This window comes from Aeribacillus sp. FSL M8-0254, assembly GCF_038008845.1.
In the GTDB taxonomy this organism is placed as follows: domain Bacteria; phylum Bacillota; class Bacilli; order Bacillales; family Aeribacillaceae; genus Aeribacillus; species Aeribacillus composti.
The window spans coordinates 3,577,645-3,591,872 of sequence record NZ_JBBOZY010000001.1 but is presented as its reverse complement, the minus strand read 5'-3'; the positions used below and the strand labels follow the sequence as shown (position 1 = coordinate 3,591,872).

Genomic DNA, 14,228 nt, shown 5'->3' with positions numbered 1-14,228 from the left:
TTAAAAACTATTCATGCCAAAAAAAAGTTTGGGAAGAATGCGCTTACATAAAAGAAAAGGGTTGCCAAAGGATGATCAATACGGTTATTCTGATTAATAAGTAGATCGGCATGACGATTTTGTCGCTCGCCTGTGCCGTTCAATCGATGAAAGACTAGAGGGGGAACATTTCATGAAATATATTCAACAACAGGATCCTGAAGTATATGAAGCGATACAGAACGAATTAAAGCGCCAGCGTACGAAAATCGAACTGATTGCGTCAGAAAATTTTGTCAGTGAAGCGGTAATGGAGGCCCAAGGTTCTGTATTAACAAATAAATATGCAGAAGGTTATCCGGGACGTCGCTACTATGGAGGATGCGAATATGTTGATGTTGCGGAAGATTTAGCTCGCGAACGGGCGAAAAAAATTTTTGGAGCTGAGCATGCAAACGTTCAGCCGCATTCCGGTTCTCAAGCCAATATGGCTGTTTACTATGCTGTCTTAAATCATGGGGACACTGTTCTCGGAATGAATTTGTCTCACGGCGGCCATTTAACGCATGGAAGTCCGGTAAACTTCAGCGGAATGCAATTTAATTTTGTTGAATACGGTGTTGATCCTAACACTCATCTTATCGATTATGATGATGTTCGAGCTAAAGCTCTTGAGCATAAACCGAAAATCATTGTTGCTGGTGCCAGCGCTTATCCTCGTGAAATTGATTTTAAAAAGTTTCGGGAAATCGCTGATGAAGTGGGAGCTTACTTAATGGTTGACATGGCTCATATTGCCGGCCTTGTTGCTGCAGGTCTTCATCAAAATCCTGTGCCGTACTCCCATTTTGTAACAACTACGACGCATAAAACACTTCGCGGTCCAAGAGGCGGAATGATTTTATGCAAAGAAGAATTTGCAAAACAAATTGATAAAATCATTTTCCCAGGCATTCAAGGCGGTCCGTTAATGCATGTTATTGCAGCAAAAGCGGTAGCATTGGGAGAAGTTTTACAAGAAGAATTTAAAACATATGCGCAAAACATTATCAACAATGCGAAGCGGCTGGCAGAAAAATTAAAAGAAGAAGGACTGACTTTAGTATCTGGAGGAACAGATAACCATTTGATTTTAGTTGATGTCCGCAACTTGCAATTAACAGGAAAAGTTGCTGAACATGTTTTGGACGAAATCGGCATTACTGTGAATAAAAACGCGATTCCATACGATCCTGAATCACCTTTTGTTACAAGCGGAATCCGTATTGGAACGGCAGCTGTCACAAGCCGCGGATTTGGTTTGGAAGAAATGGATGAAATCGGATCGATTATTGCATTTGCATTGAAATTCCATCAAGACGAAGCTAAATTGGAAGAAGCGAGAAAACGGGTGCAAGCTTTAACAGAAAAATTCCCGCTCTACCCAAATTATTGAGGAAATATTGAGTGTTCGAGGCCACATGCTTCGGACGCTCTTTTTTTATTTTCATTTTCTGCCTCTTAAAACTATTTAAAATGGATTTCATCGTTTGGAATGTTGGCGAAAAAGGTTGATGAAAATGTTGAAACTCAAAAATTTTTTCTGTAAAATCTATTGAGGCAAAAGAAAAGGAGATGTGAAACTTGGGCAAAGTGTTTGTATTTGATCACCCGTTAATTCAGCATAAGCTATCCTATATTCGCGATAAAAAAACCGGAACAAAAGAATTTCGAGAGCTTGTGGATGAGATTGCTACATTAATGGCGTTTGAGATAACACGAGATCTTCCGCTGGAGGAAGTGGAAGTAGAAACCCCGGTAGGAGTAGCGAAAACAAAAATCTTGTCAGGAAAAAAACTTGGGGTTATTCCCATTTTGCGTGCGGGGCTAGGAATGGTTGACGGCATTTTGAAACTGATTCCTGCCGCAAAAGTCGGCCATATCGGGTTATATCGGGATCCGAAAACATTAAAGCCTGTAGAATACTATGTAAAACTTCCTTCTGATGTGGAAGAGCGGGATTTCATCGTTGTTGACCCAATGCTGGCTACCGGCGGTTCAGCAGTTGAAGCAATAGAGTGTCTAAAAAAACGCGGTGCAAAAAATATCCGTTTCATGTGTCTAGTAGCTGCTCCTGAAGGGGTAAAAGCAATGGAAGAAGCTCATCCAGATGTCGATATTTACATTGCCGCTCTTGATGAGAAATTAAACGACCATGGCTATATCGTACCAGGTTTAGGAGATGCAGGAGACCGTTTATTTGGTACAAAATAACAGGAGAGGGCGAAGTGAAGTGCCCTCTCTTTCTTTTTAGATTCATTAAAAACGACTGCAGTTCGTTTAATTGGAGAATTAGGTGATATTCGACGATTCAAAAACCATAAACAACTGAATGCTTACGTTGGTATTGATATTATGAGATATCAATCTGGGAATACCTTTTATAAAGACAAGATTAATAAAAGAGGAAATAACAAACTTAGAAAAATTCTATTTTACATGATCCAGACTACATGATCCAGACCATGATCCAACTACGGAAAAACACACAAAATCATATTGTAGATTATTATGATAAATTAAAAACGCAACCCCAGAGGAAACCTCATAAAGTTGCGTCCATAGCATGCGTGAATAAGTTCTTGAAATCGGCTTATCACCTTATCACACATAATCCGAAATACGATTACGAAAAGGCAACAATGCATCAGTAATCGTAAGTAAGATTATATCACAAAGACCTGACGAAAAAAATGGAAATCGTGAGGTCTATTTGTCATGCGAAAATTTATTTTGGAAGGAAGGGGTCCCCTTCCTTCCAAAATAAAATCTATATTAACCAAATTATTTAATAAAAAATACTTGACTAGAGGTAAGAAGGAGCTGTCCAGAAAGTTAAATCCCCATTGAAAACAAAAAATCATAAACATCGATATATCAACGTTTCTAAAACATTAATGGGCGTCAATAAGCCGTAAAAACGACTTATTAAACAGCTCCATCAATTTCTCACTTTTCCCTTAAAACGACTTTTTTCATGCAATAAACTGATGTTCATAGCGAACAATAAGTGCTGAGGTGATAGAAATGGGAAACCCTTCAGTGCGAATTTGTTTGCTTTTTTTCTTCATTTTCCACGTTTTTGATATAACTGCTTTTGCAAAGACCTTCCCCGAACATCCGCAAATCCCTGAAGAGAATGCGGATGAACAAGTCACAATGATCATTGTTTTGTCAGATCAGAACCTTTCAAAAATAAAAGAGTTGATTCAAAAAAAATATCCGGAAATAAACATTTGCTGGGAATATAAAAAAACGTTTACCGGATTTTCCGTAAAAGGGAAAAAAAGAGACCTAGATCAGCTCGTAAAAGAGCCTTACATTGAACATGCAGAGCCAGTAACGACTTTTCAAGCAACGGTTGAAGAAAGTGTTCCTTTTATAGGCGGCATCGATGCACGCGGCTATTTTGACGCGAAGGATGAAAGATTGACGGGAAAAGGAGTGAAAGTAGCTGTTATAGATACGGGGATCGACTACAACCACCGAGATTTACAAAAAAATTATCAAGGCGGATTTGATTTTGTAGATCAAGATAAAGACCCAATGGAAACAGTCGCGAAAGACAATTCGAGGACAATTCACGGCACTCACGTAGCAGGAATTATAGCGGCAAATGGAAAATTAAAAGGGGTTGCTCCGGAAGCCTCCATCATTGCCTATAGAGCGCTTGGCCCTCATGGGTACGGGACGACAGACCAAGTTATTGCAGCGATTGAAAAATCGATTGAGGATCAGGTAGATATCGTAAATCTTTCCCTTGGCAATGATGTGAACGGCCCGGATTATCCGACAAGCCTGGCGTTAAACCGAGCCGTTGAAGAGGGGATAACTGCAGTTGTATCAAGCGGAAACTCTGGACCTAACATTTGGACCGTCGGTTCGCCTGGCACTGCAAGCAAAGCAATTTCCGTCGGCGCATCGACACCGCCGCTTGACGTAAAGTATTTAACCCTTTCAGGATTTCAAAAGAAAATACCAGCTGACTCTTTGTTCAATTCTGCCCCTTGGACAACAATTAGAGGACGGATAGAATATGCAGGCTTAGGGGAGAAAAAAGACTTTAAACCTTCTGTTAAAGGAAAAATAGCCTTGGTGAAGCGCGGGGAGATCACGTTTGCCGAAAAAGTGAAAAATGCAAAATCAGCCGGAGCCCAAGCGTTGATTATTTACAATAACATGAAAGGGAGATTTACCGGCAATTTAGAAGAAAAATTGGACTTTCCTGTTGTCTCCATCTCAAAGGAAGATGGCGAATGGCTGCTGAAACAATTGAATGAAAAATCGTTCGTCAAAACAACCATTCAGATAGAACAAGATCGCCTCGCACCCTTTTCATCAAAAGGGCCGGTAACAGTCACATGGGAAGTGAAGCCCGATCTTGTCGCACCTGGTGTAGCAATTGACAGCACAATACCTAAAGGGTATATGGCTCTTCAAGGAACAAGCATGGCTGCTCCGCATATAGCAGGTGCAGCGGCATTGATCAAACAAAAGCATCCAGATTGGTCGCCGGAACAAATAAAAGCAGCTATGATGAATACTGCTAAACCGCTTTATGATCAAAATGGAAGGCTGTACAAGGTGTTTGAGCAGGGGGCGGGAAGAATCGATATTTTATCGGCTGTTCAGACAAGAGCTCTCATTTATCCGGCATCTCTATCATTCGGTCAATTTCACAAAAATATCGGCAGGAAAAAGAAAGAGATCACGTTAACTCTTGAAAATCTCTCCGATCAAGAAAAAACGTTTGTTTTTTCTAAACCGCATTATCAAAAAGGGGTTCAATGGCAGCTCCCTATTTCCGTAAAGGTTCCTGCTAACGGGAAAAGAGAAGTATCCGTCTCGATTGATGTTGCACCAAAATCATTGAGGGAAGGATTGTATGACGGGACTCTTGTTGTAACAGCCGGCAGCCAGACAATCCGCCTTCCATATTTATTCGTTGTTGGCGAACCGAATTATCCAAAAATCATGGGATTTGAATTTGGGCTTGCCGATCAAGGGAATATGTACCATTATGAGCTTTATTTGCCGCAAGGGGCGGATGAATTCGGGATTGCCCTGTATGATCCGGACACTTTAACATTCAAAGGCTTTTTAGACTGGCAAAGAAATATTCCGGGAGGTTTGTTGAAAAGAGACATTTCCGGGCAATTTAAGGACATTCCAAACGGCGTTTACAAAGCGCTTATTTTTGCAAAAAAAGACGGGGAAGAAAGCAGCTATGAAACGACAATCATTTTAGATAAAAAAATATTAAAAAGTCAATAGAAACACCAAAAATATTTGTGAACAAATTGTGATATTATTAACAAATAGCTCAACTTTTGACGTGAAACAGATTGACATTGATTGGTGCCTATTGTATGCTAAACGGGGTGGGATGATAAGGTTTTCAACAGCCTTTTAACATAATGAAATATAAGGTAATTTTATATTGTGAGGACATACCCAATGCGGCAAAAAGAGCACCATCCGCTCCGAGCATACGCTTTAATGACCGCCATTCTTTCCTATTTGGCAGGGTCAGTGCTCGTTGGGATTTTTGCAGGAAGATGGCTTGATCGACATTTGCATACAGAACCCGTTTTTTTGATCATCGGTCTTCTAATTGGACTGGCTGCGGGAATAATTGCGATGCTGAGATTAGTCCAACATTTTTTTCAGGAGAATGAACGGTAACTATGGATCGTATAGAAAAATTGTTTGTGCGCAGCAAAAAATATTTGCTGTTTTTGCTTGCCATCTATGTGTTAGCGTGGGGGTTTACTCCTTATCAAGATATTTTCCTCGGTCTTGCCCTTGGTACAAGCTTTAGCCTCTATAATTTATGGATACTAGTGCGTAAATCAAAGCAAATACAGCAAGCAATTGAAGAAGGTCGTACAGCACGTTCGCTTGGAACGGTTTCAAGGATGGCAGCCGCAGGATTGGCGGTATTAATCGCACTTAAATTCCCTGAACATTTCCATTTAATTAGCGTGGTTATTGGTTTAATGACAATCTATATTGTCATTATGATAGATTCTATTCTATACATTTGCGGACAAGCTTGGGAAGAGAGGTGAATTTTGTTGGGTCACGAAGCGCCGATAGTAAAATTATTAGGGCTTGAATTTAATTTGTCCAATATTTTAATGATTCTTGTATCTAGCGCAATTGTATTTATCATCGCCGTATTGTCGACCCGCTCTTTGGCAATGAAGCCAACGGGCATGCAAAACTTTTTGGAATGGGTCATGGATTTTGTGAAAAACATTATTAACAGCACGATGGACTGGCAGACAGGCGGCCGATTCCTTACATTAGGAATGACGCTCATCATGTACATTTTTGTTTCCAACATGCTTGGTCTACCATTCGCTATCGTTGTTGACCATGAACTTTGGTGGAAATCGCCTACGGCTGATCCTACTATAACGCTGACACTGGCCATTTTAGTCGTCGGTTTATCGCATTATTACGGGATTAAATTAAAGGGCTTTTCCGCCTATGGAAGCGACTTTTTCAAGCCACTGCCGTTTTTGTTCCCGCTTAAAATTATTGAAGAGTTTGCAAACACGTTGACGCTTGGTCTTCGTCTTTACGGTAACATCTATGCTGGGGAAATTTTGCTAGGTCTGCTTGTCAGCTTGGCAACTAGCGGAGCATTTGGCTTCCTCGGGGCAATTATTCCGATGATGGCGTGGCAGGCATTCAGTATTTTTGTAGGTGCAATCCAAGCTTTTATCTTTACAATGTTGACAATGGTTTATATGGCGCATAAAGTTAGCCATGACCATTAAAAATAAATGACTTCATCATTATGTTTGTGTAAAAAATTATCTTTAAACAAATAAAGGAGGACTTTATTCATGAATTTATTAGCAGCTGCAATTGCAATTGGTTTAGCGGCACTTGGTGCTGGTATTGGTAACGGACTTATCGTATCTCGTACAGTAGAAGGTATTGCACGTCAACCTGAGGCGCGCGGTATGCTTCAAACAACTATGTTTATCGGGGTTGCGTTGGTTGAGGCGATTCCGATTATCGCGGTTGTTATTGCATTTATGGCTTTTGGTGCATAATTCAAAAATTTCAAAAGAGCCTTGCCCAGATTGGTGTTGGAAAAAGGCTTTTTAGAAGTGCATGCAATCAATTTGCGTGAAGTCCGAATCGAAAGGACAGCAAGTGAAAAAGAGGAAATGGCGAAGTTTTTTAAGCATCTTCGCCATTCCTTTATGTTGTGAATGGTAACAGAGTCCCAATATAGCCGGTAGTTGGAAAACGGAAGTTTTGAAGGGAGTGAAACGAAGCCGTGTTAACAGTTGAATTTGCCCTCGGAGCTGGAGGCTTCGCAGCAGGAGATATGCTCGTTCAGCTCGTTGTATTTTTAGTTTTGTTAGCATTGCTCAAAAAATATGCTTTTGGTCCGCTTATGGGCATTATGAAACAGAGGGAAGAATTTATTGCAAATGAAATAAACGCTGCGGAAGAAAAGCATGCGGAAGCCAAAAAGCTTGCCGAAGAGCAGCGTGAGCTATTAAAGCAAGCCCGCATCGAAGCACAGGAGCTTGTTGAAAATGCGAAAAAACTCGGCGAACAGCAAAAAGAAGATATCATCCAAGCGGCTCGTGCGGAGGCAGAAAGACTGAAAGAAGCAGCCAAGAAAGAAATCGAACACGAAAAAGAGCAAGCCGTTGCTGAATTGCGTAATCAAGTGGCATCATTATCCGTTCTTATTGCTTCTAAAGTGATTGAAAAAGAATTGAATGAGGCTGAGCAAGAGAAGCTGATCAATGATTATATTAAAGAGGTAGGAGAACAGTTATGATTGGCGGAGTGGCAAAGCGCTATGCGTCAGCTCTTTTTCAAATTGCAAAGGAAAAAAATCAAGTGAAGCAGTTTGAAGAAGAATTGCGGATTGTAAAGCAGGTGTTTATTGAAAATCAAAAATTGCTGCAAATTTTAGAGCATCCGAAGGTGTTGCTCGAAAATAAAAAATCATTGGTCAATGAAGCGTTTTCTTCATTGAGTGCTGAAATTATCAATACTCTTCTTCTGCTTATCGATCGCCATCGCATCCGCTTAGTTCCTGAACTTGTAGATAACTTTGTGGAGCTTGCAAATGAAGAACAGCAAACAGCAGAAGCAACGGTTTACTCCGTCCGTCCGTTGAAGGATGAAGAAAAGCAGGCTCTTTCAGAAGTATTTGCGCAAAAGGTCGGAAAAAAATCGCTTAAGATCACAAACATCATTGATCAGAACTTAATTGGCGGACTGAAACTTCAAATCGGCAATCGTATTTTTGACGGTAGCATCAAGAGTAAGCTCGAACGCATCGGGCGGAATTTAGCGAAAAGTTCGTAGATAGGGGTGAAACTCATGAGCATCAAAGCTGAAGAAATTAGTGCACTGATAAAAAAGCAAATTGAAAACTATCAGTCTGAAATAGAAGTTAGCGATGTCGGCACAGTTATTCAAGTAGGTGACGGGATCGCACGTGCTCATGGCCTCGACAATGTCATGGCCGGTGAGCTTGTCGAATTTTCAAACGGCGTTATGGGATTAGCCCAAAACCTTGAAGAAAATAACGTCGGTATTGTTATTTTAGGCCCTTTTAAAGACATTCGTGAAGGCGATGAAGTGAGAAGAACAGGACGGATTATGGAAGTTCCTGTTGGAGAAGAGCTGATCGGCCGCGTTGTAAATCCGCTTGGACAACCAGTGGACGGGTTAGGCCCGATTGAAACAACCAAAACACGTCCGATTGAAAGCCCTGCCCCAGGCGTCATGGACCGGAAATCTGTTCATGAACCGCTGCAAACGGGTATTAAAGCGATCGACGCTCTTATCCCAATTGGCCGCGGACAACGCGAGCTCATCATCGGTGACCGTCAAACAGGTAAAACGCAAATTGCGATCGACACAATCATTAACCAAAAAGAAGAAAACATGATTTGTATCTATGTTGCGATCGGACAAAAAGAATCAACAGTTCGAAATGTTGTTGAAACACTCCGTAAACACGGTGCATTAGATTATACGATCGTTGTAACGGCATCTGCGTCTCAACCGGCTCCATTGCTTTATTTGGCCCCATATGCCGGTGTATCTATGGGCGAATATTTTATGTACCAAGGAAAACACGTCCTTATCGTATATGATGATCTTTCAAAGCAAGCTGCCGCTTACCGTGAGCTTTCTCTATTACTACGCCGTCCACCTGGACGTGAAGCGTTCCCTGGGGATGTCTTTTACTTGCACTCCCGTCTATTGGAACGTGCAGCAAAACTTAGCGATGCAAAAGGCGGCGGATCTTTGACGGCATTACCATTTGTTGAAACGCAGGCTGGCGACATCTCAGCTTACATTCCTACGAACGTAATTTCCATTACAGACGGACAAATTTTCTTGCAATCTGACCTATTCTTCTCAGGTGTGCGCCCTGCGGTAAACGCCGGATTGTCCGTTTCCCGCGTCGGCGGTGCAGCGCAAATCAAAGCGATGAAAAAAGTTTCGGGTACGCTTCGGTTAGACCTTGCGGCATACAGAGAGCTTGAAGCATTCGCTCAATTCGGTTCAGATCTAGATAAAGCAACTCAGGCGAAGTTAAACCGCGGTATGCGTACAGTTGAAGTATTGAAGCAAGGCATCAACAAGCCGATCCCAGTTGAAAAACAAGTCATGATCCTTTACACCTTAACAAAAGGATTTTTAGATGATATTCCTGTTGAGGATATTCGCCGCTTTGAAGAAGAATTTTATGCTTATTTAGATCAAAATGAAAAAGAGCTTCTTGAAGAAATCCGTTCGACAGGAAATCTGCCTGAAGACGAGAAAATGGAAAAAGCCATCAAAGGATTCAAAAAAACTTTTGCAGTTTCTGAATAAAGAACGATAAGGCTGTGAAAATACGGGGATTCTTTTCACAGCCGTTTTCAAAACATGATCGGCTATTTTTCAAAAAGGTGGTGAGAACCTTTGGCATCGTTGCGCGATATTAAAACACGCATCAATTCGACGAAGAAGACAAGCCAAATTACAAAGGCGATGGAGATGGTTTCAGCTTCGAAGCTGAATCGGGCGGAAACCAGCGCCAAGTCATTTGTGCCTTACATGGAGAAAATTCAAGAAGTTGTGGCAAACATCGCCCTTGGGAGTACGGACGTAAGCCACCCGATGCTTGAAAAGCGTCCGGTCAAAAAGACAGGATACGTTGTCATTACATCAGATCGCGGGCTTGCCGGTGCGTTTAACAGCAACGTGCTGCGCGCCGTTTATCAAACGATTCAAGAACGGCATCGTTCGACGGATGAATACGCCGTGATTGCCATCGGAAAGGTCGGCCGCGATTTTTTCAAAAAACGCGGTATGCCTGTCGTTGAAGAAATTGTCGGATTAGGCGATGATATAAGCTTTTCGGATATTAAAGAAATTGCTTCCAATACAGTCAAGCTGTTCGAGGATGGAAAAGTAGATGAAATTTATATGTTCTACAACCATTATGTCAGCGCCATCCAGCAGGAAGTAACGGAGAAAAAGCTGCTGCCGCTTTCGGACATCGCTGCGAATAAAAAAATGACGTCTTATGAATTCGAACCGTCTCAGGAAGACATTTTGGCAGTGCTTTTGCCGCAATATGCTGAAAGTTTAATTTACGGCGCCTTGCTTGACAGCAAAGCAAGCGAACATGCTGCGAGAATGACGGCAATGAAGAATGCAACAGACAACGCAAAAGAACTGATCAATACGCTGACTCTTTCCTACAACAGAGCTCGTCAGGCAGCGATTACGCAAGAAATTACAGAAATTGTTGGCGGGGCATCAGCGCTTGAATAGATCACTGAAACAGTACGTTAGGAGGGAAACAGGAACATGAAAGGACGCGTAGTTCAAGTAATGGGTCCGGTAGTGGACGTAAAGTTTGAAAGCGGACATTTGCCGGAAATTTATAACGCCCTAAAAATTTCACATAAAGCGCGCAATGAAAACGAGGTAGACATTGATTTAACGTTGGAAGTAGCGCTTCATTTAGGGGATGACACCGTTCGGACAATCGCTATGGCTTCAACGGACGGCGTAACGCGCGGAATGGAAGTCGAAGACTTAGGCGCTCCAATCTCCGTGCCAGTTGGAGATGTCACATTAGGACGGGTATTCAATGTGTTAGGGGAACATATTGACCTTGGAGACCCGATTCCAGCGGAAGCGCGCCGGGATCCAATTCATAAGCCTGCTCCGAAATTTGAACAGCTGTCAACACAAGTTGAAATTTTGGAAACAGGAATCAAAGTTGTTGACTTGCTTGCTCCATATATTAAAGGTGGAAAAATCGGCTTGTTCGGCGGTGCAGGAGTTGGAAAAACGGTTTTAATCCAAGAGCTGATCAATAACATTGCACAAGAGCACGGCGGTATTTCCGTATTTGCTGGAGTTGGGGAGCGTACTCGTGAAGGAAACGACCTATACTTTGAAATGAAAGACTCCGGCGTTATCAGCAAAACAGCAATGGTGTTCGGACAAATGAACGAGCCGCCTGGAGCGCGTATGCGCGTTGCATTAACAGGTTTGACAATGGCTGAATATTTCCGTGATGAACAAGGGCAAGACGTTCTCTTCTTCATCGACAACATCTTCCGCTTTACACAAGCTGGTTCCGAAGTATCTGCGTTGCTTGGACGTATGCCTTCTGCTGTTGGATACCAACCGACGCTTGCGACAGAAATGGGACAATTGCAGGAGCGGATTACATCAACAAACGTAGGTTCTGTTACATCGATTCAGGCGATTTACGTGCCTGCTGACGACTATACAGACCCTGCTCCGGCTACAACATTCGCACACTTAGATGCGACAACAAACCTTGACCGTAAGCTGTCAGAGATGGGTATTTATCCAGCGGTGGATCCACTTGCTTCAACGTCACGTGCATTGGCTCCGGAAATCGTCGGTGAAGAGCATTACAACGTTGCCCGCCAAGTTCAGGCAACATTGCAAAGATATAGAGAGTTGCAAGATATTATTGCAATCCTTGGTATGGACGAGCTTTCAGATGAAGATAAGCTTGTTGTACATCGTGCTAGAAGAATCCAATTCTTCTTATCACAAAACTTCCACGTTGCTGAGCAGTTTACAGGGCAGCCTGGTTCATATGTGCCTGTAAAAGAGACTGTACGTGGATTTAAAGAAATTCTTGAAGGTAAGTACGACCACATTCCTGAAGATGCGTTCCGCTTAGTGGGCACAATTGAAGATGTCCTTGAAAGAGCGAAGCAAATGGGCGTTGAAGTATAATATTTTGGGACCCTAGGAGGAACTGAATATGAAGACCGTACAAGTCAGTGTCGTCACTCCCGATGGCCCAGTTTATGATGCGGATATAGAATTGGTCAGCGCCAAAGCTCAAAGCGGCGAGCTTGGAATTTTGCCTGGTCATATTCCAATGGTTGCGCCGCTTGCAATTGGCGCAGTTCGGCTGAAAAAAGGAAATAATACAGAACTCGTGGCTGTCAGCGGAGGTTTTTTGGAAGTTCGCCCTGATAAAGTCACGATCTTGGCACAAGCAGCTGAAAGAGCTGAAGATATCGATGTTGCCCGCGCGGAAGCTGCAAAGAAACGTGCTGAGGAACGCTTGCAGCGCAAAGGCCAAGGGCAGGAAGACATAGATTTTAAACGCGCTGAACTGGCGCTGCAACGTGCTATCAATCGTATTAACGTGGCGAAAAAGAAATTTTAATTTCTCATTTAAGACGTCCCGGCATTTCCGTTCGGGCCGTCTTTTTTGAAAAAACTAAGAAATCATGATCATGGCTATTTTGCAATGTTGGCTCTAGCCTGGATGCAAAAAATCGGCAACTTACTTTTATTGACAGCAAAAAATGGACAACATGTAATCGCATCATTCAACTCTAAAACTGCAAATCAAAAAATAACGAATTGACCTCCTATCTACATTCCACATCAATGAATGCTTCATTTATAAGAAATAACAACATGAAAAAACTGCCTAACCATTGTTTTTCACAAAATCAAATAAAAAGTGTGCATGAATAGGCAAGATTTTTATATAATAAAGTGGGTTTGTGAAACAAGAAAGGAAGATTTCGGAAGGAGGAGTAATGTGACGGGGCTAGGCCAGCAGGCGCTCATTAGCATCATAGTAAATTTAGTATTTATTTTTCTAACTTGGCGGGCTTTACAGGCTCTTCAAATTGAAAAAATCATTCGTAAAGGAAGAGTTGTCGAGACAAGGCTTTTGCTCATTTTATTGACCATCGCCATTGCGTCATCAGTGAGCAATTTTTTCTTGAACTATTTTTTTTGGTCACAGCAGCTGCAATATCTTTTTTAAACATGTCGAGGGACAATGAATACATAAAGGCTGTTGTCTAATCTTGACGACTTTTTCCACGTATGCCAAAACCCTTTCCGGCAACACTTTTAATAAGGAAAGGGTGATGGCGGTGAAAAATTTATATTTTGTCTTTATTTTCATATTTTTATTCGGTTTTCTTTTGTCAGCTTGGCACACAGAACGAACGAATGCTGAAAGACACGATATTCATGTAGAGGAAATCGTGGAGCAATTTCAGCAACAAAACATAGATGTGGCAGAATGGTCAATTTTTGCAAAATTTTCTTTTCCCCAAAATAGCAAAAAAGTGAAACGAATCTACACACAGTTTCGTCAATTTAATTGGTCTTACTTGGAAAACGGTAATTTTGAAAAGTGGACCGGCACTTATTACAACAGCGATAAGCAGATCACTGAAACATTGCAAATTATTAAACCTCATGCAAAAGCAAGCCCGAAAATTCAAGTTATATATGAAGCAACAGGGAAACGTTGGAATGGCCGTGCATGGATGAAGCTGGAGCGCTATTTTAACCGTCACATTTTCGACAAAATTCCAGGAAATCCTACATTTTTCACTTGTGTCAAAGGCTATACAGATGATAAGATGAAAGGTGTTTTGTTTTTTGAGGCAAATAACCTTTTAAAAAGGTTTCATGCAAAACCGGTGGAAAGCTTAAACGAGCAACGCTTCGTTTCCATATCCGGTTTTACAAACGATTGGGATCATTCTATTAAAACGAAAAATGGAAAGATGAACATTCAAATTTCGCTCAGAAGTGCAGGAATGGGCGAAAGAACTACTGTAACAGTAGGAACACCTATTATTACAACTGAATATTAATATAGAGAAAATGGGACGCGGAGGGGA

General features: G+C 41.7%; 15 protein-coding genes and 1 pseudogene. All 16 read left to right on the top strand.

Features of this window, described 5'->3' with window-relative positions; all coding sequences use genetic code 11:
- The first annotated feature begins 172 nt into the window (after positions 1-172).
- Positions 173-1,414 (top strand): serine hydroxymethyltransferase, encoded by a 1,242-nt coding sequence (gene glyA / locus NSQ44_RS17350; protein ID WP_063389022.1) that lies wholly within the window; start codon positions 173-175, stop codon positions 1,412-1,414.
- 188 nt (positions 1,415-1,602) lie between these two features.
- Positions 1,603-2,232: a uracil phosphoribosyltransferase gene (gene upp / locus NSQ44_RS17345; RefSeq protein ID WP_063389021.1), complete on the top strand. Its 630-nt coding sequence runs from the start codon at positions 1,603-1,605 to the stop codon at positions 2,230-2,232.
- Between the two features lie 54 nt (positions 2,233-2,286).
- Positions 2,287-2,672 (top strand): annotated as a pseudogene (locus NSQ44_RS17340) (transposase); the annotation flags it as partial.
- 373 nt (positions 2,673-3,045) lie between these two features.
- Positions 3,046-5,292 carry a S8 family serine peptidase gene (locus NSQ44_RS17335; protein WP_340857814.1) on the top strand — a complete coding sequence of 749 codons (2,247 nt, stop codon included), beginning with the start codon at positions 3,046-3,048 and terminating at the stop codon, positions 5,290-5,292.
- Between the two features lie 183 nt (positions 5,293-5,475).
- Entirely contained in the window at positions 5,476-5,703 is a 228-nt protein-coding gene (locus tag NSQ44_RS17330; protein WP_094244712.1) for an AtpZ/AtpI family protein, read from the top strand.
- A gap of 2 nt (positions 5,704-5,705) precedes the next feature.
- Complete coding sequence (locus NSQ44_RS17325) at positions 5,706-6,089, top strand: ATP synthase subunit I (protein ID WP_063389019.1); 384 nt, start codon at positions 5,706-5,708, stop codon at positions 6,087-6,089.
- Between the two features lie 6 nt (positions 6,090-6,095).
- Positions 6,096-6,806 carry a F0F1 ATP synthase subunit A gene (gene atpB, locus NSQ44_RS17320; protein ID WP_066251301.1) on the top strand — a complete coding sequence of 237 codons (711 nt, stop codon included), beginning with the start codon at positions 6,096-6,098 and terminating at the stop codon, positions 6,804-6,806.
- 69 nt (positions 6,807-6,875) lie between these two features.
- Complete coding sequence (gene atpE / locus NSQ44_RS17315) at positions 6,876-7,088, top strand: F0F1 ATP synthase subunit C (RefSeq protein WP_063389017.1); 213 nt, start codon at positions 6,876-6,878, stop codon at positions 7,086-7,088.
- Positions 7,089-7,369: 281 nt separating this feature from the next.
- Positions 7,370-7,834, top strand: coding sequence for a F0F1 ATP synthase subunit B (gene atpF / locus NSQ44_RS17310; protein WP_082830384.1), 465 nt, complete (start codon positions 7,370-7,372; stop codon positions 7,832-7,834).
- On the top strand, positions 7,831-8,370 hold the full coding sequence (locus tag NSQ44_RS17305; protein ID WP_063389015.1) for a F0F1 ATP synthase subunit delta: 540 nt from the start codon (positions 7,831-7,833) through the stop codon (positions 8,368-8,370). The genes atpF and NSQ44_RS17305 overlap by 4 nt, the downstream gene beginning before the upstream one ends.
- Before the next feature lie 15 nt (positions 8,371-8,385).
- Positions 8,386-9,894, top strand: a complete 1,509-nt coding sequence (atpA, locus tag NSQ44_RS17300; protein WP_063389014.1) for a F0F1 ATP synthase subunit alpha — start codon at positions 8,386-8,388, stop codon at positions 9,892-9,894.
- 90 nt (positions 9,895-9,984) lie between these two features.
- Entirely contained in the window at positions 9,985-10,842 is an 858-nt protein-coding gene (gene atpG, locus NSQ44_RS17295) for an ATP synthase F1 subunit gamma (protein WP_066251293.1), read from the top strand.
- Positions 10,843-10,878: 36 nt separating this feature from the next.
- Entirely contained in the window at positions 10,879-12,297 is a 1,419-nt protein-coding gene (atpD, locus tag NSQ44_RS17290) for a F0F1 ATP synthase subunit beta (protein WP_066251292.1), read from the top strand.
- Between the two features lie 28 nt (positions 12,298-12,325).
- A complete protein-coding gene (locus NSQ44_RS17285; protein WP_340734327.1) occupies positions 12,326-12,739 on the top strand; it encodes a F0F1 ATP synthase subunit epsilon in 414 nt (137 codons plus the stop codon).
- 384 nt (positions 12,740-13,123) lie between these two features.
- Positions 13,124-13,354, top strand: coding sequence for a DUF1146 family protein (locus NSQ44_RS17280; RefSeq protein WP_063389010.1), 231 nt, complete (start codon positions 13,124-13,126; stop codon positions 13,352-13,354).
- Positions 13,355-13,466: 112 nt separating this feature from the next.
- Positions 13,467-14,201: a YwmB family TATA-box binding protein gene (locus NSQ44_RS17275; RefSeq protein ID WP_339193580.1), complete on the top strand. Its 735-nt coding sequence runs from the start codon at positions 13,467-13,469 to the stop codon at positions 14,199-14,201.
- Positions 14,202-14,228 lie beyond the last annotated feature (27 nt).